The sequence below is a fragment of the Nautilia lithotrophica genome (genome assembly GCF_054656815.1).
On the sequence record NZ_BAAHXN010000003.1, the window covers coordinates 69071 to 90453 of the forward strand.

The window sequence follows — 21383 nt, forward strand, 5'->3', positions numbered from 1 at the left end:
ATTGAGGATTGTAAAAAAAGTCACACTTTTCACTTTATACTTTACACTTTACATTCTTGTAGCCGGTTGTAGCACAAAAACCACTCCTATATACGCAGTTATAAAAACTCCGAAATTCAAAGCAGCGGATCAGGGATTTTTGGAAAAAGGTTTCGGGTATAAAAAGCTTATAATTTACAAAGCTGCAAACGCACCGGTTGAAATAACTTTAAAAAATTCGTATATCTGTATGAACGGCAGATGTATGGATAAAGTGAAGTTTATTAAAGAATATATGCCGCAAGGCTACCCTGCAGACTTTTTTGATAAAATTTTGAGCAAAGAATGTGTAGACGGGTTTTATTGTAAAAAAGAAAAAAACAAAATTTTATTTAAAGATAAAAAAAACAATATTTTAATAATGATAAAGGAACTTAATTGAATATTTTAGTGACAGGCGGGGCGGGATATATCGGTAGTCATGTAGTTAAACTTCTTTTAGAAAACACAAATAGCAATGTAACGGTTATCGATAATTTTGTTACTGGGTTTGAATCTACAATAAAAGAACTTAAAAAAATAAGAGATTTTGATTTTATAAAAGCTGATTTGAGTAACTGGAATGAAATTGAAGAAATATTTAAAAATAATAATTTTGATGCGGTTATACATTTAGCAGCCAGTCTGATTGTGCCTGAAAGTGTGGAGAAACCTCTGAAATATTATCTAAACAATACCGCAAATACTGCTAATTTAGTCCGCACTGCAAACGAAAGCGGTGTTAAAAAATTTATATTTTCTTCTACGGCCGCTGTATATGGAGAGCCAGATGTTGGAAGTAACCAGGAAGCCAAGTTCCAAGTTCCAAGTGATTTTAAAATTTCTGAAGACTATCCGACAAATCCTATAAATCCTTATGGGCAGAGCAAACTATTTAGTGAAAAGATAATTCAGGACACGGCAAAAGTAAATCCTGAATTTAAATATGTGATTTTCAGGTATTTCAATGTTGCGGGTGCTGCACCGGATTTAACAATAGGACAAAAAACCAAAAACGCAATCCATCTTATCAAAGTGGCAAGTGAATGTGCTGTAGGAAAAAGAGATGGAATGTATATATTCGGGACAGATTATCCTACGCCTGACGGAACGTGTATAAGGGATTACATCCATGTAATGGATCTGGCGGATGCACATATTAAAGCGGTTGATTATCTTGATGAGAATGAAAGTGATGTTTTTAATATCGGATACGGAAAAGGCGCAAGTGTAAAAGAAGTAATTGATACAGTTAAAAAAGTAAGCGGTGTGGATTTTAAAGTAGAAACTGCACCGCGAAGAGCGGGAGATCCGGCAATGCTTATTGCCGACAACTCAAAAATAAAAGAAAGAATGCATTGGCAGCCAAAATACGATGATTTGGAAACTATATGCAAAACGGCATATGAGTGGGAGAGGAAACTAATTTGATATAATTTTAAAAAAGGGGCGGGGATGAAAAAATTTTTAATTTTATTTTTGTTTGTAATAAGCTTATTTGCAAAAATCAATATCAACACGGCAACAATGCAAGAATTACATTCTTTAAAAGGTATAGGTCATATAAAAGCCGTAGCGATTATGGAATATCGTAAAAAACATCCGTTTAAAAAAATAGAAGATATCATGAAAGTAAAAGGAATAGGCAAAAAAACGTTTGAGAAAATAAAAGATGAGATAGAGGTTGAATAGCAGACTGGTATATTGGTTATTTGTATATTAGGAGAATATATTGGAATTAGGGAAATTGGAAGTATATAAATTATCTCTGAAATTAAGTGATACAATTTGGCAAATATACATGGATTTAAGTAATGATTTAAAATATAATATCGGATCTCAGGTAATTCGCTCTATTGATTCAATCGGTGCAAATATTGCAGAAGGTTTTGGAAGGTTTCATTATAAAGATAATATAAAATTTTATTATAATGCAAGAGGCTCATTGTGGGATTCAAAACATTGGATTTATTTAATGTATAAGAGAAGTTTAATTGAGAAAAATGAATATGAACAAATAATAAAAAGTTTGGAAATTTTAGGAAAAAGACTAAACATTTTTATTAAAAGCATTAAAAATAAAAATGCAACTAATAACTAATACACAAATAACTAATACACTAAATCAAAAGGATTTACATTGAAAATAGCTATAGCCGGAACCGGATACGTAGGACTTAGCAATGCAGTGCTTTTAGCACAGAATAATGAAGTGGTGGCACTTGATATTATTCCGGAAAAAGTGGAACTTATTAATAAAAGAATAAGCCCAATTGAAGATAGAGAAATTACCGAATTTTTCCAAACCAAAGATTTGAATCTTAAAGCTACGACAGATAAAAAAGAAGCTTACGAAGGCGCGGAATACGTTGTAGTAGCTACACCGACTGATTATGATCCGGTAACAAATTATTTTAATACCAAATCAATCGAGAGTGTAATAAAAGACGTAATCGAAATTAATCCCAAAGCCACAATCGTTATAAGATCAACTATTCCGATAGGATATACCGAAAGAATCAAAAAAGAATTCAATTACCCAAATATTTTTTTTGTTCCTGAATTTTTAAGAGAAGGAAAAGCGCTTTTTGACAGCCTTTATCCAAGCAGAATAATAGTAGGTGAAAAATCAACAAAAGCAGAAATATTTGCAAACTTACTTAGAGACGGGGCTTTTAAAGAAACTATCCCACTACTATTTACAAACAATACAGAAGCGGAAGCTGTGAAACTTTTTGCCAATACATACTTAGCTATGAGAGTTTCATTTTTTAATGAATTGGATACTTTTGCGGAAATGAAAGGTTTGAACACCAAAGATATAATTGAAGGTATTTGTCTTGATCCGAGAATAGGCAACCATTACAATAATCCGAGCTTCGGATACGGGGGATATTGTCTTCCTAAAGACACTAAACAATTATTAGCAAACTATACAATAGAAAACATCCCTCAAAAATTAATGGAAGCAATAGTTGATTCAAACACAACAAGAAAAGAGTTTATAGCCAAAAGAGTCCTTGATAAACTATCAACCATCAACAATAAACAATCAACAGGCACCGTAGGTGTATACAGACTCATAATGAAAGCCGGAAGCGATAATTTCAGAAGCAGTGCAATATTTGACGTAATGGAAATGCTTAAACCTTTTGTAAAACTTGTAGTATATGAACCAATGGCAAAAGGTGATGAAGTTGAGGGAGTTGAGTTTGTAAGCGATTTTGAAGAGTTTGCCAAAAAATCAGACGTAATACTCGCAAACAGAATAGACGAAAACCTTCAAAAGGTAAAAGATAAAGTTTATACGAGGGATATTTATTCGAGGGATTGATAAAGAAAAAGGATAATTAGTGATAGAATTTCATATAAAAGTATTTAAAGAAATATTGGAAAAACTGGAATATGATTTAACTGATAAAAGTTATATAGATATTTTGCAATATATAGAAAAAGAGGGGATCATCAACAGCATTTATGAGTGGAAAAAATTGAGAGAAATCAGAAATTCCCTTTCTCACGATTATCCTGAAGAAATTGAGTCTGTAGTCAATGCAATAAATCAAATGTTAGACAGTATAGAAATATTTGAGAAAATAGTTAAAAAAGTTGAGGAAAAATATGAATACGCAAATCAGATTAAATCCGGAAGAAATTAAAATTATCAAAAATACGATTAATAAAATTTTTGGTAAAAGTGATATTTATATATTCGGAAGCAGGATTGATTTGAGTAAAAAAGGTGGAGATGTGGATATATTTGTAATTCCTCAAAATTATGAAAATATATATGAAAAACGGATAAAAGCGAAAATTGATTTAAAAGATGCTCTTTTTAGAAACGTAGATATTGTCATACATAAAGATTTTAATAATTTAATAGAAAAAGAAGCGTTAAAAGGTATTAAAATATGAAGATATTAATAACAGGAACAGCAGGATTTATAGGTTTTCATTTGGCAAAAAGACTTCTTGAAAGAGGCGATGAGGTAGTAGGACTTGATAATATCAACGACTATTACGATGTAAATTTAAAATATGGAAGATTAGCTGAGACAGGTATTGAAAAAGAAAAAATAGAATACGGGAAACTAATAACAAGTAATAAATATCCAAATTACAAATTTATAAAATTAAACCTTGAAGATAAAAATGCTATTGATAAACTCTTTAAAGAAGAGAAATTTGATAAAGTCTGTCATCTTGCGGCTCAGGCGGGAGTAAGATATTCACTTGAAAATCCTGATGCATATATTCAAAGCAATATCGTGGGACATATGAATATCCTCGAAGCAGTAAGACACAATGGTGTAAAAGCATTAAGTTATGCCAGCTCTTCAAGTGTGTATGGTTTGAATAAAAAACAGCCGTTTTCAACGGATGATAACGTAGATCATCCTATAAGTCTTTATGCAGCTACAAAAAAAGCGGATGAGCTTATGAGTCACACTTATTCGTATTTATATAATATACCTACAACGGGACTTAGATTTTTTACTGTTTACGGACCTTGGGGAAGGCCAGATATGGCATTGTTTAAGTTTGTAAAAAACATACTTGAAGACAAACCGATAGACGTGTATAATTATGGAAAAATGAGTAGGGATTTTACATATATTGACGATATAGTAGAAGGTATTGTAAGAGTAATTGACAATCCACCAAAAGGCAATCTAAATTGGGATGGAAGATCTAGTGAAAGCGTAGCGCCTTATAAAGTATATAATATCGGAAACGGAAGTCCTGTTAAACTTATGGATTTCATAGAAGCGATAGAAGAAACACTTGGCAAAAAAGCGAAAAAAAACCTGCTTCCGATGCAACCAGGGGATGTGCCAAGTACTTACGCAGATACTACAGATCTTGAGAAAGATTTAGGATATAAACCATATACGGATGTAAAAGAAGGTATTAAGAAATTTGTTGAGTGGTATAAAGAATTTTATAATTTATAAGGGGAAAAGGAAATTCATTGAAAAAAGTTTTGATAGTTTTTGGGACAAGGCCGGAAGCAATAAAAATGGCTCCACTTGTTAAAGAATTTGAGGAAAATAGTGATATTTTTGATGTAAAAGTTTGTGTTACAGCTCAACATAGAGAAATGTTAGATCAAGTTCTTGATATATTTGAAATTAAACCGGATTATGATTTAAACATTATGAAAAAAAATCAGGATTTATATGATATAACTTCTAATGTTCTTTTAAAAATGAAAGAAGTTTTAAATGATTTTAAACCGGATATTGTTTTAGTTCATGGTGATACCACAACTACAAGTACTGCATCTCTTGCAGCTTTTTATCAAAAAATAAAAGTAGGCCATGTGGAAGCCGGACTTAGGACATGGAATATATACAGTCCTTGGCCTGAAGAGGCAAACAGGCAGATAACAGGTATTTTAGCAAATTTTCATTTTGCACCTACTAAAAGTAATAAATATAATCTATTAAAAGAAAATAAAAATGAAAAAAGTATTATAGTAACAGGAAATACAATTATAGATGCTTTATACATCGTTATAGAAAAGATAAATAAAAATGATTTTTTAAAGCAAAAAATAGAAGAATATTTCAAGAATATAGGAGTTAATCTAAATAAAAAAATAATATTAGTTACAGGACATAGAAGAGAAAATTTTGGAGAAGGGTTTATAAATATATGCAATGCTTTAAAAGAAATAGCACTAAATAATCCAAAAATTAGTATAGTATATCCGGTACATTTAAATCCGAATGTAAGAAAACCTGTTAATGAGATTTTAAAAGGGATAGAAAACATAAAATTAATAGAGCCATTAGGGTATATGGAGTTTGTATATTTAATGAACAAAAGTTACATAATTTTAACTGATAGTGGAGGCATTCAAGAAGAAGCTCCAAGCCTTGGCAAACCTGTACTTGTTATGAGAGAAAAAACAGAAAGACCGGAAGCTGTTGAAGTTGGAACTGTTAAATTGGTAGGTACTGATAAATCAAAAATAATAAAAAAAGTTGAAAAATTATTAAGAGATAGAAAAGAGTATGAAAAAATGAGTAAATCTCATAATCCATATGGAGATGGTAAAGCAAGTGAAAGAATAGTTGAATTTTTAAAGGAGAATTTATGAAAATTAATGTTATAGGTCTTGGTTATATAGGACTGCCAACTGCTGCACTTCTTGCAAACAAAGGGTATGATGTTCATGGTGTAGATATTATGCAAGATGTAGTTGATACAATAAATAGAGGTGAAATTCATATAGTTGAACCTGATTTAGATACTTTTGTAAAAGCTGCGGTAAATAGCGGTAAACTTAAAGCCGATACTAAACCCACAGAAGCAGATGTGTTTATTATAGCAGTTCCAACCCCTTTTCATAAAAGTGGATATAATATTCCTACTCCAAATATTAATTTTGTAATAAGTGCTACTAAATCAATAGCACCTTATGTAAAAAGTGGCAATATTGTTATTCTTGAGTCAACATCACCTGTTGGAACAACAGAAAAAATTGCAGAAATTTTAAAAGAAGAAGGAGTTGATATTTCAAAAATTTATATTGCTCATTGTCCTGAAAGAGTCTTACCAGGGAAGATAATGCAAGAGCTTGTAGAGAATGATAGAATTGTAGGAGGATTAACGTCAGAAGCTACAAAAAAAGTAGCAGAATTTTATAAAACATTTGTATCGGGAGAAGTGTTAAAAACTGACGCAAAAACAGCTGAACTTTGTAAATTAACAGAAAATTCTTTTAGAGATGTGAATATTGCTTTTGCAAATGAGCTTAGTATAATTTGTGATAAATATGGAATCAATGTATGGGAACTTAGAGAATTGGCAAACAGACATCCAAGAGTAAATATTCTTTATCCTGGTGTTGGAGTTGGAGGACATTGTATTGCAGTTGATCCATGGTTTATTGTTTCAGATGCAAAAGATAAAGCTAAACTTATTAAAACTGCAAGAGAAGTAAATAATTATAAAACTGAATGGGTTATAGAAAAAATTAAGAATGAGATTTTAAAATACGAATTAGAAAACAGTAATAAACCCAAAGTTGCTTTAATGGGACTTGCATTTAAACCAGATATTGATGATTTAAGAGAAAGTCCAGCACTTTATATTGCAAGAAGACTAAATAATGAATTTGATAATTTGCTTTTTGTAGAACCAAATATTAATAAATTTGATGAGTTTGAAATTATAGATTATAAAAAAGCTGTTGAACAAGCAGACATTGTTGTGTTTTTAGTCTCACATAAAAAATTTAAAAATTTAATTATTGAAGATAAAAAGATACTGGATTTTTGTGGTGTGAAAAAGGTGTAAAATGAAAGGAATAATATTAGCAGGAGGGAGTGGAACAAGACTTTATCCAATTACAAGAGGGATCAGTAAGCAGTTACTTCCAATATATGATAAGCCAATGATTTATTATCCACTCTCTGTGTTGATTTTAGCTAAAATAAGAGATATTCTAATTATTTCGAATGAAGAATATATTGAAAATTATAAAAAATTATTTGGTAATGGAAATCATATAGGATTAAATATAGAATATTCTATTCAAAAAAAACCTAATGGACTTGCAGAAGCCTTTATTATTGGTAGAGATTTTATTGAAGATGATGATGTATGTTTAATATTAGGAGATAATATATTTTATGGGGATAGTTTTAGTCAATTGTTGCAAAATGCAAAAAGTATAGTTAAAAAAGAAAAAAAAGCAGTTATTTTTGGATATTATGTTAATGATGCAAGAAGTTATGGAGTAGTAGAATTTGATAAAAATGGCCAAGTTGTGAGTTTAGAAGAAAAACCTAAAATTCCTAAAAGTAATTATGCAGTGGTTGGATTATATTTTTATCCAAATGATGTAATCTATAAAGCAAAAAAAGTGAAGCCAAGTAGAAGAGGAGAACTTGAAATAACTTCAATAAATGAAATGTATTTAAAGAAAAAGAAACTTAAAGTAGAAGTAATGGGGAGAGGATATGCATGGCTTGATACTGGAACTCATGATAATTTATTGGAAGCTGGATTATTTGTTTCAACTATTGAAAAAAGACAAGGTCTAAAAATTGCTTGTATAGAAGAAATTGCATATAGAAATGGATGGATAAATAAAAAAGAATTGTTTTTGTTGGCTAAACCTTTGTTAAAAACAGAATATGGAAAGTATTTAGAAAAAATTGCAAAGGAAAATAATTGAAAACTATTCTTATAACAGGTGGTGCCGGATTTATAGGAAGCAATTTTATTCCATATTTTTTAGAAAAACATCCTGAATATAGTGTAGTAAATTTAGATTTGCTTACATATGCTGGAAACCTTGAAAATTTAAAAGAAGTAGAAAACAATACAAAATATAAATTTATAAAAGGTGATATTTGCAATAGAAAACTTGTAGAATATATCTTTAATAAATACGATATAAAAGGAGTTATTCATTTCGCAGCTGAAAGCCATGTAGATAATTCAATTAAAAATCCGGGAGTATTTGTAAAAACAAATGTAGAGGGAACATATACATTAATTGATGTGGCTAAAAATTATTGGATGGAAGAGCCTTTTAAATATAAAAATGAATATAAAGGATGTAGATTTCATCATATATCTACTGATGAAGTATATGGAACTCTTCCGGATAATCCAAACATATTATTTACAGAAGAGACACCATATGCGCCAAATTCACCTTATTCAGCTAGTAAAGCAAGCTCTGATATGATTGTAAGAAGTTATCATCATACTTTTGGAATAGATACAATTATCACAAACTGCTCAAACAACTATGGACCAAAACAGCATGATGAAAAGCTGATTCCCACAATAATAAGAAACGCACTGCAAGGTAATCTTATTCCAATATATGGAGACGGTAAAAACATAAGAGATTGGCTGTATGTGCTTGATCATTGTAAAGGAATTGATTTGGCATATCATAAAGGAAAAGCAGGAGAAACGTATAATATTGGTGGAAGAAACGAAAGAACGAATATTTATATTGCAAATAAAATCTGTGAAATTTTAGATGAATTATATCCAATAAACACTAATAGACAAATAACAAATAACAAATTAACTTCATATAAAGAGTTAATCACTTTCGTAAAAGATAGACCAGGACACGATAGAAGATATGCAATTGACGCTACAAAAATAGAAAATGAGCTTGGATGGAGAGCGGATGAAAATTTTGAAAGTGGTATTGTTAAAACTGTTGAGTGGTATTTAAATTATAAAGATGGAAAATGGCGAAATTGATAGATATTCCTACTTTTGTTGATGAAAGAGGAAAGTTAAGTGTGATAGAAAAAATTGATAATTTTGATATAAAAAGAATATATTATATTTATGGTAATAAAAACAATAAAAAAAGGGGCGGACATAGGCATAAAATAACCAGACAAATATTAATTGCTATAAGTGGAAGTTGTGAAATATTTTGTGAATATGAAAATCAAACGACTGAAACTTTTATATTGAATAATCCCGAAAAAGGCTTATTATTAGAACCTAAAGATTGGCATATAATGCAAGATTTTAGTAAAGATTGTATTTTATTGGTATTGGCTTCTGAATATTACAATGAAAATGATTATGTATATGAAAGGTATACTAAATGATAATAGAGTATGAAAATTTAAAAAAAGTTAATGAAAAATTATTTTCTAAATATAAGGAAAAGTTTAATGATTTTTTGGATACAGGGTGGTATATTTTAGGTAAAAATGTTGAATCTTTTGAAAAAGAATTTGCAAGTTTCTGTAATACAAATTATTGTGTAGGCGTTGCATCTGGCTTGGATGCTTTAATTTTATCAATAGATGCTTTTGATTTTCCAGAAAATAGTGAAATTTTAGTTGCTTCAAATACATATATTGCTACTATACTTGCAATTGTAAAAAATGGATTTAAACCTGTTTTAATTGAACCAGATATAACAACATATAATATTGATCCAAATAAAATTGAAGAGAAAATTACCAATAAAACGAAAGCAATTCTTGTAACACATTTGTATGGTAAAGCTTGTGAGATGGATAAAATAATTAATATTGCACAAAAGTATGATTTGAAAGTGATAGAAGATTGTTCTCAAGCTCATGGAGCTGAATTTAAAAATCAAAAAGTAGGAAGTTTTGGGGTGGGTTGTTTTAGTTTTTATCCAACGAAAAATTTAGGGGCATTAGGTGATGGTGGTGCTATAACTTGTAATGATGAAAATTTTATGCTAAAAATAAAAGCATTAAGAAATTATGGAAGCGATAAAAAATACCATAATAAGTATATTGGTTATAATTCACGACTTGATGAAATACAAGCAGCTTTTTTATCAGTAAAATTAGATATTTTAGAGGATATTATATTCCATAAAAGAGAATTAGCTAAAATATATTTAGAAAATTTAGATAATAAATTTGTTAAACCAATTGAAGATAAAGATTATTTTGATGTATATCATATTTTTAATATTAGATTTGATAAAAGGAATGAATTAAAAAAATATTTAGAAAAAAATGGAATTAAAACGGAAATTCATTATCCTATTCCTCCTCATAAACAACCTGCTATGCAGAGTATAATAGAAGGAGAGTATCCAATAAGTGAAGAAATTCATAATACTACATTGTCTTTACCTATTTCTTATTTTCATACCAAAGAAGAAATTTACAAAGTAATTGAAATTATTAATAGGTTTTAATATGATTACAACAATAGTTGATAAAAATTATTTATATAAAGAAGCAAGATATTTATTAGCAAGTATTTATAAGTATATGCCACATGAAAAAGTTTATCTTTTTATAGTTAATTGTGCTTCTGAGGATATAAAAAAAGATGTATTAAGTTGGAATCCAAATACTATTATTGATTTTAGAGAATTTAAAGTTCCTCAGGAACAGTATAAATCTTATATGTATGTTATGATGACTTTTGTTTTTGATTGGTTATTAAATGAAATAAAAGTTAATGAAGATATAATATATTTGGATGCTGATATTGTCTTAAAAAATGATATTTCTGAATTGTATAAATTAAAATATGATTTAATGTTTAGATACCAACCTTTCAATAGAATAAAAGGACCTACAACCAATGAATTTGGGGGAATTATGAATAATGGTTGTATTGTAATGAAAAATAATGAGGTTATGAAAGAATATTCAAAAAGATTAAGAAAAAATATTTTAGATTATTTAAAGACTAAAAAAAATCCGATAATTTATGTAAAAGAAGCAAAAGTTATTACATGTATTGACCAAGAAATGTTATTTACTACTTACTTAGAAATGCAAGATAAAATAAATTTTTTTCCTTTAAACGATATTTATAATGATACTCATTTTACAAAAGAAGGTAAAGTTTGGCATGCAAAAGGTGTATGTAGAAATTATCCTGAATATTTAATAGAATGTTGGAAGTATGGAAGAAAAGATGTAAAAATAATTAGGGAATATGGAAGACTATATTATCGTAAATTAAAGAAAAATATAAAAAGTTTTTTTATTGAACCCCCTGAATATTTTTATATTAGAGAATTGGGTGATATAGTAAATACTTTAAAAATTAAAACAATAACAATAATTAATAGTCATTTTTATATTGAAAATAAAAATATATTAATGAATTTTAATATCATTTGTTATGATACAGATCCAAAAATATATTATAAAAATAAAAATAAATTGAAAAAATTAAATGTGTATCATAAATATATAATATATGATACACAAATAATTAATAAACAATTTACAGATTTATTAATTTGTGAACAAAAAAATTTCAGTATAGCAAATCTAGTAGATTCAAATTATAAACTTATTAAAAAGATCTAATAAAAAAGGATAAATTCTAATGTTTTATAAATATAGAATTTCAGAAGAATATATTTTTTATTCAAAAAAAAAGCAAGATGTTGAATCTATTAAAAGAACATTATTTATAAATCAAGAAAAATATTATAATTTTTTACATCCAAAATGGACACATTTTTTAAGAAAACAAGAAATAGAATTATTGGTATCAAAACTTAAAAAAAATCAAAAAATATTAGAAATTGGTAGTGGTGATGGTTATGTAGCATATATATTAAAAGAAAAATATGGTTTAGATATAACTGCTTCAGATTTAAATCCAAGATTTCCCCAATATACAAATGTATTAAAAATAGATGGGCAATCAACAAATTTAAAAGATAAACAATATGATGTAATAATCTCAATTCATGTATTAGAGCATATTGAAAATATTGATAATGCTATGCATGAGTTCAAAAGACTTTTAAAAGATGATGGAAAAATGTATCATTTAGTTCCATCAACTAACACAATGTTATTGACAATTTTTATGCAACCATTTTCATATATCAGAGCCATATATTTGTATATTAATGGATATTTTTTTACTAAATATCAACCATTTAGAAATAAAAATATTTTGAGATTTATTAAAAATTTTATATTAACTTTAAATCCAATTAACTTGATTTGGGGAGCAGGTCATGGTGTTTATAATAGATTTGGATGTTTATATTATTGGAAAAGAGAAAAATGGAAAGAAACTTTCGAAAGAAATAATTTAGTTGTAGAAGATATTCAAAGTAATGAAATTCTTTATAGTTTGCATAAAATTTTTCCATTTAAATTTTTAAAAGTTCGTAAAATGATTGCGAGAATATTTGGAGGTTCTTCTAATTTATTTATATTAAGAAAAAAGTAAGTATTATTAGGAAAATTAGTTATGTTTAAAAAAATTTTTAGGCACGGTAGTGCATATTTAATAGTAAGTTTACTTACCAAAGCTACTGGATTTTTGTTATTACCAATTATAACAAAATATTTAAATTTATCAGAATATGGCTTATATACAAATTTACAATCAACTCAAAATATTTTATATTTAATTGCAACATTAGGTTTAGATTCAGCATATGGGAGATTTGTTTATGATTATAATTCATCTATTAAAAAATTAAGATTATTAACGAGTACAATTATAACTTTTTTTATTTTTTGGAGCATTATTTATTTAATTATATCTATTATTGGGGTGTATTATTTAATTGAAAGTTGGGGTTACAAAGAATTGTTAATATCTATATTATTACCTTTTATCGTTTTATTTCAACAATTTTCTGCTTTAAATGTTTTTTTAATGCAGTCAAAATATCAGACTAAAAAAATATTAACTATAACTACTTTTAATTTTTTTGCTGTTCAGTTAATATTATTAATATTGTTAATTTATTTTCACATGGGAGTGAAAGCTTTTTTTGTATCACAATTTTTAGTAGGATTTATAACTTTATTAATTCATATAAATATAATGAGAAAAGAAAATGTTATAAAAATTTTTTTATTTAATAAGAATACTTTTAAGAAAACTTTTGGATATGCATTAGGTTATGTCCCATTATCTTTTAGTAGCTGGATATTTAATTTAAGTGATAGATATATTATTACTTATTATGTTTCTCTTGCAATGGCCGGAAAATATTCCTTTATAATTCAATTGACTTCTATTCTTCAATTTATTACGCAATCTATAGATACTGCTTTTACTCCAACTTTTATGAAATTAATGAAAGAAAATACACAAAAAAATAGTAAAAGTATTGAAGCATTTTTTATAGTTTTTATATATTTACTATTATTAGTATACTTGACAATGGTGTTTTTTTTACCATTTATTATTCAAAATTTATTTCCTTTAAAATATCATGGGGATTATTTCTTAATTTCTATTATAGGAATGGGATTTGTTTTTTTATCTATAAGAAAAATTTTTGCAAATATATTAGTATATTATAAGAAATCTTGGTGGATGAGTATGAGTGGCTATTTACCAGCGTTACTGAACTTAGTGTTAAATTTTATATTTATACCAAAATATGGAATTTATGCAGCAGCTTGGACTACATTATTTAGTTTTTTTATATATGCTGTTATAGTATTTGCTATGGCTCAAAAATTAAAAAAATTTATCTTACCGTATGAAAAATTTTTATTTTTATTTTTAGTTTCAATTATTTTTAGTTATGTAAGTTTAAAATATAATAAAATTACATTAGATTTTTTAATGTTATTAATATTTTTATTTATAGGGAAAATGTTTAATATTGATAAATTATTAAGGATATAAAAATGATAAAAAAATTATTACAAAAATGGATTAAGCCAAATGGTATTTCTGTATTAATTGCAGCACAAAATGAGGAAAAAACAATTAAACCTTGTGTAGAGTCTTTTTTGGAATTTGGAGATGAAATAATAATAGTTACAAATGGTTCAACTGATAATACAAGGGATATTTGTAGAGAATTAGTAGAAAAATATCCAGAAAAAGTGCAATTTTATGATAAACCTGAATTGCCAGATTTATATCATAATCGAGCTTTTGCTTTAAGTAAAGCTAAATATAGATGGGTAGCAAAATTTGATGCAGATTTTATAGCTTATACTGATCAAGATGGCGAATTAAGTATATCTAAACTCAGAAATAAGATATTAAATACATTACCTTTTTGGTTAATAGCATTTAAAGTTAAACTTATAAATATTTATAGGACAATTAATGAGTGTGGTATAGATAGAAATAAAAGGAAAAAAATTGATAAATATAAAGTAGAAGGACATTATGTTCCTCAAGTATATTCTGAAATGGCAAAAGTTTTTTTAAATACACCTTTATTAAAATTTATTAAGATAGGGAGGTGGGAGCATATCCCATATAGTAGGTTTTATATAAATATAAAAACTAAAAAACCTTATATTTTTCATTTAACTTTAAATGATGATAAAACTTTATTTTATCGGTCAGAAAGAACTAATTGGAGAGAGTTAGGTGATTTTAAAAAATATCCTACATTAGAAGATTATATACTAAAATATGTATTACCAATAAAGTATAAAATGCCATTAAATAAAGCAATTGAAAAATATATAAATGAAGATGTTTTACCATTTTTACAAGAATATGATGAAAAAAAATATTATCCATATCCAAAAATAATAAAAAGGCTTATAGAAAATGGATATTTTAATTAAACAGTATAATTATTTAAAATTTTCTCTTAATCAAAAAGGTCAATTACTCGATAAAAAATTGAAATCACCACTAAACTTTCAATACCATTATAGTTCTTTTATATTGTCTTCTATTTTATTAAAGGATGATGAGTATTTAAATAAAGTACTTAACTATTATTTGTCTATTCCAAAAGATATAATAAAACCATCAAATGATTTTAATGTTATGTTATTATCATTAGCTATTATATTTGATGAGAATAATAAATTAGATAAAGAAAAAATATTAAAAACTTTTTATCATAAGAGTGATGAAGAATTATATAAATTAAATAATAATTTTAGAGCTTTAAGACTTGTTGGATTAATACTCGATAATAAATTGTCAAATAAAAATTTAATAGATAAAATAAATTCTGAAATAGAGTGGATTTTGGATCTACAATTTGACGATGGTTTTTTCCCTGATAGTAATATGAAATATAAAGTAGAAAAAAATAAAGGTGTTTCACATCTTACATATCATACTAAGATAATGATGTGTGTAGGATTAGCTTATCTTTATACTAAAGATAAAAGATTAAAGGATAGTTTTTTTAAAGCTTTAAAAGTTTTACTTGAAATTTCACTTGAAAATTACTATTTTTTTTATGGAAGAAGTACCAATTCATTATTTGGGTATGGAAGTTTATATTTGGTATTTATTTTGGCTTATAAATTTTCAAATAATAAATTATTTTTGCAAAAAGCAAATAGTTTATTAAAATTTTTAAAAAATTATCAACATAAAGATGGACATATATCTATTAATTTAAATAAAGAAGATAGCAAAAGATATGGATTTGATGGGTATATGTATGATATAGTTTATAATGCTTATTCAAATGCTTTATTTTTATTAGGAAATAAATTTTTAGAAGAGATAAAAAGTGAAGAATATAATTTTGAATTAGATAATTCAAAAATTAGAGTATATAAAAATAGTGGATTTATAGTATATCAAAATAAAAACATAAAATATTGTTTGAATTATAAAGGACATCAAAATAGTTTGAAACATAAATTTGATAGTAGGGTTAGTCCGTTAAGTTTATTATATTATTCAAAAAATGATAAAAATATATTATCAGCTGTTAGTTTTTATCCTCAACCTATATTAAAGTTAGTTGAAAATAAATTTACTTTTTCTTTTATATTTCAAAGGATTAAAAATATAATGTACAAAATAAAATATAAAAAATATTTACCTTTGCTATCAGGAAATAGCTTTTATTATGAAAAAAAAGGAACATGTTTTTATCCTTATGAATTAGTTAAAGTTATTTTTATTTATGATACTCTTATATTGAAATTTAAAACAAAGAGTTTAAAAAAAAATTTTTATGATAAATGTATAATTAGTATTAGAATGAGCAATTGTATAAATTATAATATATTCTTTTATGAAGAAGTAGAAAGTTTTTTTTTTACAACAAAATTTAGTAATTTAAAGTTTAATAAATTTTATAGTAATAATAAACAAATAAAAATAGAAACAAGTACAGGAGTTGATTATTTGAAAGTTTATGAATTTAAAAATATAAATAAAATAAAGGTAAAAGTATTATGAACATTAAAAATACAAAAATTTGGTTATTTTTTAGAAGTATAAAAACTTTTTTAAAAACTTTTTCATTAAGAAGAGCAAAATTTGTATGGTATGAGGGAAATTTAAATATAGAAAAATTAGATAATGATATGCTATTAACTCAAATAGGATATTTTGGACATCATTTGGAAAAAGCTCTTAAACATCATAATCGAGGTAAAAGAGGAGTTGAAAAAAGAAATAAACTTGAACTTTTGTTAAATGAGGCAATTAAAAGAAGAATAAAAGAAGATAAAGTTTTTAATTGGGCGAAGGATGTGATAAAATATTTTGATAATAATAGTGAAATCTATATAAAAGAAATAGATGATATTAAAATTCATCCATATAAAGATGATATATTAAAAGCTATAAAAGAAAGAACAACAATTAGATTTTGGCAACAAAAAGAAGTACCAAATGATATAATAGAAGATATACTATATACTGCTATGCATGCACCACTTTCTTGTAATCGCCAAAGTATAAGATTTGTAGTAGTAAAAAATAAAATAGAAAATATGGTAGTTGGAGATAGCAATAACAAATCTATATTTGAAAAAGCACCAATGTTGATTTATATAGCAGATGATGATAGATTTTTCCCTGAAAAATATGGGAATGCATTAGATGTTGGTGGTGTTTGTGCAATGATTCAACTTGCAGCAAGTGTTTATGGTTTAGGAAGTGTTTGGATATATCATTGTGAATCTTATGAACAAAATAATTTAAAAAAACAATTAGGGTTACCAGAATATATGTATATATATTCTTCTATTGCATTAGGATACCCTTTGGATAAACAAGAAAAACCTCCTAGGTATTCTAAAGATAGATTTATTTTACATAAAAAATTGTAATTATTTATGTGAGAGTTTATAACAAATTAAATTATGGAGAATAATTAATGAAATTGTATTATTTAACTCGATCGTATTATCCTTATCAAAAAGGTGGTGGACCTTTAATGAGACGAGGTGCTGTAAATTATTTACAGGATTTAGGGTGGGATATTGAGGTAATTATGCCAAATTATGATTCAAAAGAAATTATTAATGAAGGGAATATTACTCAAATACCGTTTCAAAGGAAACATATTCAAAAATTAGCTTCATTATTAGAAAGAATAGGAGTATATGAAGATTATCTTGATAAATGGGTAGAAGTAGCATTTAAATATTTAAAAAACAAAATAAGAAGAAATGATATTGTTTTTGCTACAAGTGGCGGCGAGCTTGGAATGATTAAACTTGGCTCATTATTAAAAAAAGAAATAGGATGTAAATTTGTAGTGAATTTTAGAGATCCTATTAATTATGGATTCATGAATGGATTAAGAAGAGATTATAAATTTCATATTGGGAGGGAAAAAGCTCACGCTAATTATATTATAAATTCAGATTTAATAATTACTTCTTCCTTAGCTTATGCAGAAATTTTAAAAAAATGGATTCCTTTTTTAAGGCAAAAAATTAAATGTAATTATTTTGGTTATATAAAAAAAATTAATTTAAATTTAGAAAATGAATCTTTACCAATAAAAATAGCTTATGTCGGTACGATGAGTAAAACACAATCTCCTGAATTATTGTATTATATTTGGAAAAAATCTAATTTAAAAAATATAGAAATATATTATATAGGCGATATTGATAAATATAGACCGTTGAAAAAAATAAGAAGCAAAAAAGATAAATCAGTTTATTTTATTAAATATATGTCTCATGAAAAATTTTTAAATTTTATGGAAGATATTGATATTGGTTTTTTAAGTTTAACGAGTGATTATTTTGGAGTTTGTATCCCATCTAAATTATATGAATATATTAATTTAGGAAAACCTATATTTGCAGCATTACCTGATGGTGATGCAAAAAATATTATTAATTATAATAAATATGGTATTGCTGAAAATTATAAAGATTTAAATAAATTGGTAGAAGGTATGCAAAAAATTGCGGATATTATACAAATTAAAAATTTTAAAAAAAACATATTAAATGATCGGGATAAATGGTTCATGAAAAATAGAATTAAGGAAGTAGATGTATGGTTGAAGACATTATAATGAGTATAGAGATATGTTAGTTTATATTTACTATAAGGAAAAATTCGAATGAAAAAAATAGTGCATTTAACTTCTGTTCACCAAGCAAAAGATAACAGAATATTATTTAAAGAATGTCAAACTTTAAGTAAAAATGGTTATAGTGTAAAATTAGTTTGTGCTGATGCTAAAAACGAAAAAATTGGGAATGTTGAAATTATAGGCTTTCCAAAACATAAATCAAGAATAAACAGAATGTTAAAAACTTCTTTTTTAGATATGATAAAAATGTGTAAAAAAGTTGATGCCGATTTATATCATTTTCATGATCCCGAACTTATTTTTGTGGGATTATATTTAAAATTAAAAGGGAAAAAAGTAATATATGATATTCATGAAAATACTTCTGCAGCTATTCTTTCAAAAGAATATATTAAAAATTTGTGGGTGAAAAAAATAATTTCTATAATTTTTGAAATTTTTGAAAAAAGTGTTGTAAAGTTTTTTGATGCTCTTGTAACCGCAAGACCTGATATTACAGAAAAATTTAATCATAAAAGAGTAATCACATTAAGAAATTTTCCTTTTTTACCTAAAGAAATAAAAAAAATAAAACAAAAAAGTATAAAGCATAAAAAAGTTGTTATTTATGTTGGAGGAATGACAAAGATTAGAGGTATAGAGCAATTAATAAATGCATTTAAGAAAATTAAAAATGCAGAATTATGGTTATTGGGTCCTATAAAAGAAAAAGAGTTATATAATAAAATAAAAAAGGCTGAAAATGTAAAATATTTAGGGGAAGTATTGCCAGATGGAGTGTTTGATTATATTCAAAAAGCTGATATAGGAATTGTTACTTTTTTACCGGCACCAAATCATGTTACTACTTTACCCACTAAACCTTTTGAATATATGGCTTGTGGATTACCAATGGTAATGTCTAATTTTGAATATTGGAAAAATTTTTTTAATGGATGCGCATTATTTGCGAATCCTTTAAAAGAAGAAGAAATCATAAAAGCAATAGATGAGTTAGTAAATAATGATGAATTAAGAAATAAAATAGGAGAAAGAAATAAAAAACTTATATTTGAAGAGTATAATTGGGAGAAAGAAAGTCAAAAACTTTTAAATTTATATAAGGAGTTATTATGCTAAAATTTGCTCTTGTAGGATGTGGTAGAATAGCTAGAAGACATAGTGATTTACTTGGGAATAATCAAATAAAAAATGCAAAACTTGTAGCAGTTTGTGATATAGTAGAAGAAAAAGCAAAAGTAATTGGAGAAAAATTTGATATTCCTTATTATACGAATATGGACGAGATGATGCAAAAAGAAGATATAGATGTAGTTTCTGTGTTAACGGAAAGTGGAAATCATGCTAAACATGTGATTAATTTAGCTAAATATGGTAAGCATATAGTTGTTGAAAAACCTATGGCATTGACTTTAGATGATGCAGATAAAATGATAGAAGCGTGTGATAAAAATGGATGTAAATTATTTGTAGTGAAACAAAATAGATTTAATGTTCCAGTAATAAAATTAAGAGAAGCTTTAGAAGCAGGAAGATTTGGTAAGTTAGTGCTTGGAACGGTAAGAGTGAGATGGTGTAGAACACAAGAATATTATGATCAAGCTCCATGGAGAGGAACATGGGCAATGGACGGAGGAGTACTTACAAATCAAGCAAGTCATCATATTGATTTACTTGAATGGATGATGGGAGATGTGGAAAGTGTATTTGCAAAAAGTATTACAGCTCTTGTAGATATAGAGGCAGAAGACACAGCTGTTGTGACATTAAAATTTAGAAATGGAGCATTAGGAATTATAGAAGCCACTACTGCAACAAGACCAGAAGATTTAGAGGGTTCTTTATCTATTTTAGGAGAAAAGGGTGCTGTTGAAATAGGAGGCTTTGCTGTTAATAAGATGGTTCATTGGCGATTTACCGAAGAATTACCAGAAGACAAAGAAGTATTAGAAAAATATTCTGTAAATCCTCCTAATGTTTATGGATTTGGGCATAAAGAATATTATGATCATGTGGTTGATTGCATTTTAAATGATAAAGCCCAATTAGTTGATGGTTTAGAGGGAAGAAAAAGTCTTGAACTTATTATGGCTATTTATGAATCTATTGAAACTGGCAAAGAAGTGTTTTTAAGATTTCATCCTAAAAAATGTAAATTAGGACAATCTAATGAATAATAATATTATTTTAGAAAGTGGGATAGTAGATGTACAATTTGGAAAGAATTGTAAAATTGTAAAACCTGTGAATTTATATAACTGTGAAATAGGAAATAATTGTTTTATAGGCCCTTTTGTAGAAATACAAAAAAATGTAAAAATTGGAAATAATTGTAAAATACAATCTCATACTTTTATTTGCGAGTTAGTGACAATAGGAAATTATTGTTTTATTGGACATGGAGTAATGTTTATTAATGATCCTTTTATTAATAATGGTCCAGCAAGGGGTAATAAGGAGTTTTGGAAAGAAACAATAATAGGTAATAATGTTTCAATAGGGTCAAATGCCACTATTTTACCAGTGAAGATTTGTGATAATGTAGTAATCGGTGCTGGTAGTGTGGTAACGAAAGATATTACAGAACCAGGTATTTATGCTGGTAATCCTGCAAGAAAATTAAGGAATTTTTAAT

General features: G+C 26.4%; 24 protein-coding genes. All 24 read left to right on the top strand.

The features are described from left to right. Position 1: 1 nt before the first annotated feature. From ACYQ19_RS07825 to ACYQ19_RS07940, 24 genes are read left to right on the top strand one after another with little or no spacing between them, the layout of a single operon-like run. Positions 2 to 421: a hypothetical protein gene (locus tag ACYQ19_RS07825; RefSeq protein WP_459978873.1), complete on the top strand. Its 420-nt coding sequence runs from the start codon at positions 2 to 4 to the stop codon at positions 419 to 421. After that, positions 418 to 1449: a UDP-glucose 4-epimerase GalE gene (gene galE / locus ACYQ19_RS07830; protein WP_459978874.1), complete on the top strand. Its 1032-nt coding sequence runs from the start codon at positions 418 to 420 to the stop codon at positions 1447 to 1449. Before ACYQ19_RS07825 ends, galE begins: the two co-directional genes overlap by 4 nt. 24 nt (positions 1450 to 1473) lie before the next feature. After that, positions 1474 to 1710 (top strand): ComEA family DNA-binding protein, encoded by a 237-nt coding sequence (locus ACYQ19_RS07835; RefSeq protein ID WP_459978875.1) that lies wholly within the window; start codon positions 1474 to 1476, stop codon positions 1708 to 1710. Positions 1711 to 1750: 40 nt separating this feature from the next. Beyond that, complete coding sequence (locus ACYQ19_RS07840; RefSeq protein ID WP_459978876.1) at positions 1751 to 2119, top strand: four helix bundle protein; 369 nt, start codon at positions 1751 to 1753, stop codon at positions 2117 to 2119. Positions 2120 to 2158: 39 nt separating this feature from the next. Beyond that, positions 2159 to 3352, top strand: a complete 1194-nt coding sequence (locus ACYQ19_RS07845; RefSeq protein WP_459978877.1) for a nucleotide sugar dehydrogenase — start codon at positions 2159 to 2161, stop codon at positions 3350 to 3352. Positions 3353 to 3371: 19 nt separating this feature from the next. Next, positions 3372 to 3677, top strand: coding sequence for a hypothetical protein (locus ACYQ19_RS07850; RefSeq protein WP_459978878.1), 306 nt, complete (start codon positions 3372 to 3374; stop codon positions 3675 to 3677). Further along, positions 3640 to 3933 (top strand): nucleotidyltransferase domain-containing protein, encoded by a 294-nt coding sequence (locus ACYQ19_RS07855; protein WP_459978879.1) that lies wholly within the window; start codon positions 3640 to 3642, stop codon positions 3931 to 3933. The genes ACYQ19_RS07850 and ACYQ19_RS07855 overlap by 38 nt, the downstream gene beginning before the upstream one ends. Beyond that, positions 3930 to 4973: an NAD-dependent epimerase gene (locus ACYQ19_RS07860; RefSeq protein ID WP_459978880.1), complete on the top strand. Its 1044-nt coding sequence runs from the start codon at positions 3930 to 3932 to the stop codon at positions 4971 to 4973. Before ACYQ19_RS07855 ends, ACYQ19_RS07860 begins: the two co-directional genes overlap by 4 nt. Positions 4974 to 4990: 17 nt before the next feature. After that, entirely contained in the window at positions 4991 to 6124 is a 1134-nt protein-coding gene (wecB, locus tag ACYQ19_RS07865; RefSeq protein ID WP_459978881.1) for a non-hydrolyzing UDP-N-acetylglucosamine 2-epimerase, read from the top strand. Then, a complete protein-coding gene (wecC, locus tag ACYQ19_RS07870; RefSeq protein ID WP_459978882.1) occupies positions 6121 to 7326 on the top strand; it encodes a UDP-N-acetyl-D-mannosamine dehydrogenase in 1206 nt (401 codons plus the stop codon). Before wecB ends, wecC begins: the two co-directional genes overlap by 4 nt. Before the next feature lies 1 nt (position 7327). Further along, entirely contained in the window at positions 7328 to 8209 is an 882-nt protein-coding gene (gene rfbA, locus ACYQ19_RS07875; RefSeq protein WP_459978883.1) for a glucose-1-phosphate thymidylyltransferase RfbA, read from the top strand. Continuing rightward, positions 8206 to 9264: a dTDP-glucose 4,6-dehydratase gene (rfbB, locus tag ACYQ19_RS07880; RefSeq protein WP_459978884.1), complete on the top strand. Its 1059-nt coding sequence runs from the start codon at positions 8206 to 8208 to the stop codon at positions 9262 to 9264. Before rfbA ends, rfbB begins: the two co-directional genes overlap by 4 nt. Then, positions 9252 to 9626 carry a sugar 3,4-ketoisomerase gene (locus tag ACYQ19_RS07885; protein ID WP_459978885.1) on the top strand — a complete coding sequence of 125 codons (375 nt, stop codon included), beginning with the start codon at positions 9252 to 9254 and terminating at the stop codon, positions 9624 to 9626. Before rfbB ends, ACYQ19_RS07885 begins: the two co-directional genes overlap by 13 nt. Next, positions 9626 to 10705 (top strand): DegT/DnrJ/EryC1/StrS family aminotransferase, encoded by a 1080-nt coding sequence (locus ACYQ19_RS07890; RefSeq protein ID WP_459978926.1) that lies wholly within the window; start codon positions 9626 to 9628, stop codon positions 10703 to 10705. The genes ACYQ19_RS07885 and ACYQ19_RS07890 overlap by 1 nt, the downstream gene beginning before the upstream one ends. A 1-nt stretch (position 10706) precedes the next feature. Beyond that, entirely contained in the window at positions 10707 to 11840 is a 1134-nt protein-coding gene (locus tag ACYQ19_RS07895) for a glycosyltransferase family protein (RefSeq protein ID WP_459978886.1), read from the top strand. Positions 11841 to 11859: 19 nt separating this feature from the next. After that, positions 11860 to 12723, top strand: coding sequence for a class I SAM-dependent methyltransferase (locus ACYQ19_RS07900; RefSeq protein ID WP_459978887.1), 864 nt, complete (start codon positions 11860 to 11862; stop codon positions 12721 to 12723). 21 nt (positions 12724 to 12744) lie between these two features. After that, on the top strand, positions 12745 to 14145 hold the full coding sequence (locus ACYQ19_RS07905; RefSeq protein WP_459978888.1) for an oligosaccharide flippase family protein: 1401 nt from the start codon (positions 12745 to 12747) through the stop codon (positions 14143 to 14145). A 2-nt stretch (positions 14146 to 14147) separates the two neighbouring features. Beyond that, positions 14148 to 15050, top strand: coding sequence for a glycosyltransferase family 2 protein (locus ACYQ19_RS07910; RefSeq protein WP_459978889.1), 903 nt, complete (start codon positions 14148 to 14150; stop codon positions 15048 to 15050). Beyond that, on the top strand, positions 15034 to 16641 hold the full coding sequence (locus ACYQ19_RS07915; protein ID WP_459978890.1) for a hypothetical protein: 1608 nt from the start codon (positions 15034 to 15036) through the stop codon (positions 16639 to 16641). Before ACYQ19_RS07910 ends, ACYQ19_RS07915 begins: the two co-directional genes overlap by 17 nt. Next, positions 16638 to 17519, top strand: coding sequence for a nitroreductase family protein (locus ACYQ19_RS07920; RefSeq protein ID WP_459978891.1), 882 nt, complete (start codon positions 16638 to 16640; stop codon positions 17517 to 17519). The genes ACYQ19_RS07915 and ACYQ19_RS07920 overlap by 4 nt, the downstream gene beginning before the upstream one ends. A gap of 47 nt (positions 17520 to 17566) precedes the next feature. Then, complete coding sequence (locus ACYQ19_RS07925) at positions 17567 to 18727, top strand: glycosyltransferase family protein (RefSeq protein WP_459978892.1); 1161 nt, start codon at positions 17567 to 17569, stop codon at positions 18725 to 18727. Positions 18728 to 18775: 48 nt separating this feature from the next. Continuing rightward, positions 18776 to 19867: a glycosyltransferase gene (locus ACYQ19_RS07930; RefSeq protein WP_459978893.1), complete on the top strand. Its 1092-nt coding sequence runs from the start codon at positions 18776 to 18778 to the stop codon at positions 19865 to 19867. Further along, positions 19861 to 20925: a Gfo/Idh/MocA family protein gene (locus tag ACYQ19_RS07935; protein WP_459978894.1), complete on the top strand. Its 1065-nt coding sequence runs from the start codon at positions 19861 to 19863 to the stop codon at positions 20923 to 20925. The genes ACYQ19_RS07930 and ACYQ19_RS07935 overlap by 7 nt, the downstream gene beginning before the upstream one ends. Further along, positions 20918 to 21382, top strand: coding sequence for an acyltransferase (locus ACYQ19_RS07940; protein WP_459978895.1), 465 nt, complete (start codon positions 20918 to 20920; stop codon positions 21380 to 21382). The genes ACYQ19_RS07935 and ACYQ19_RS07940 overlap by 8 nt, the downstream gene beginning before the upstream one ends. Position 21383: the final 1 nt, after the last annotated feature.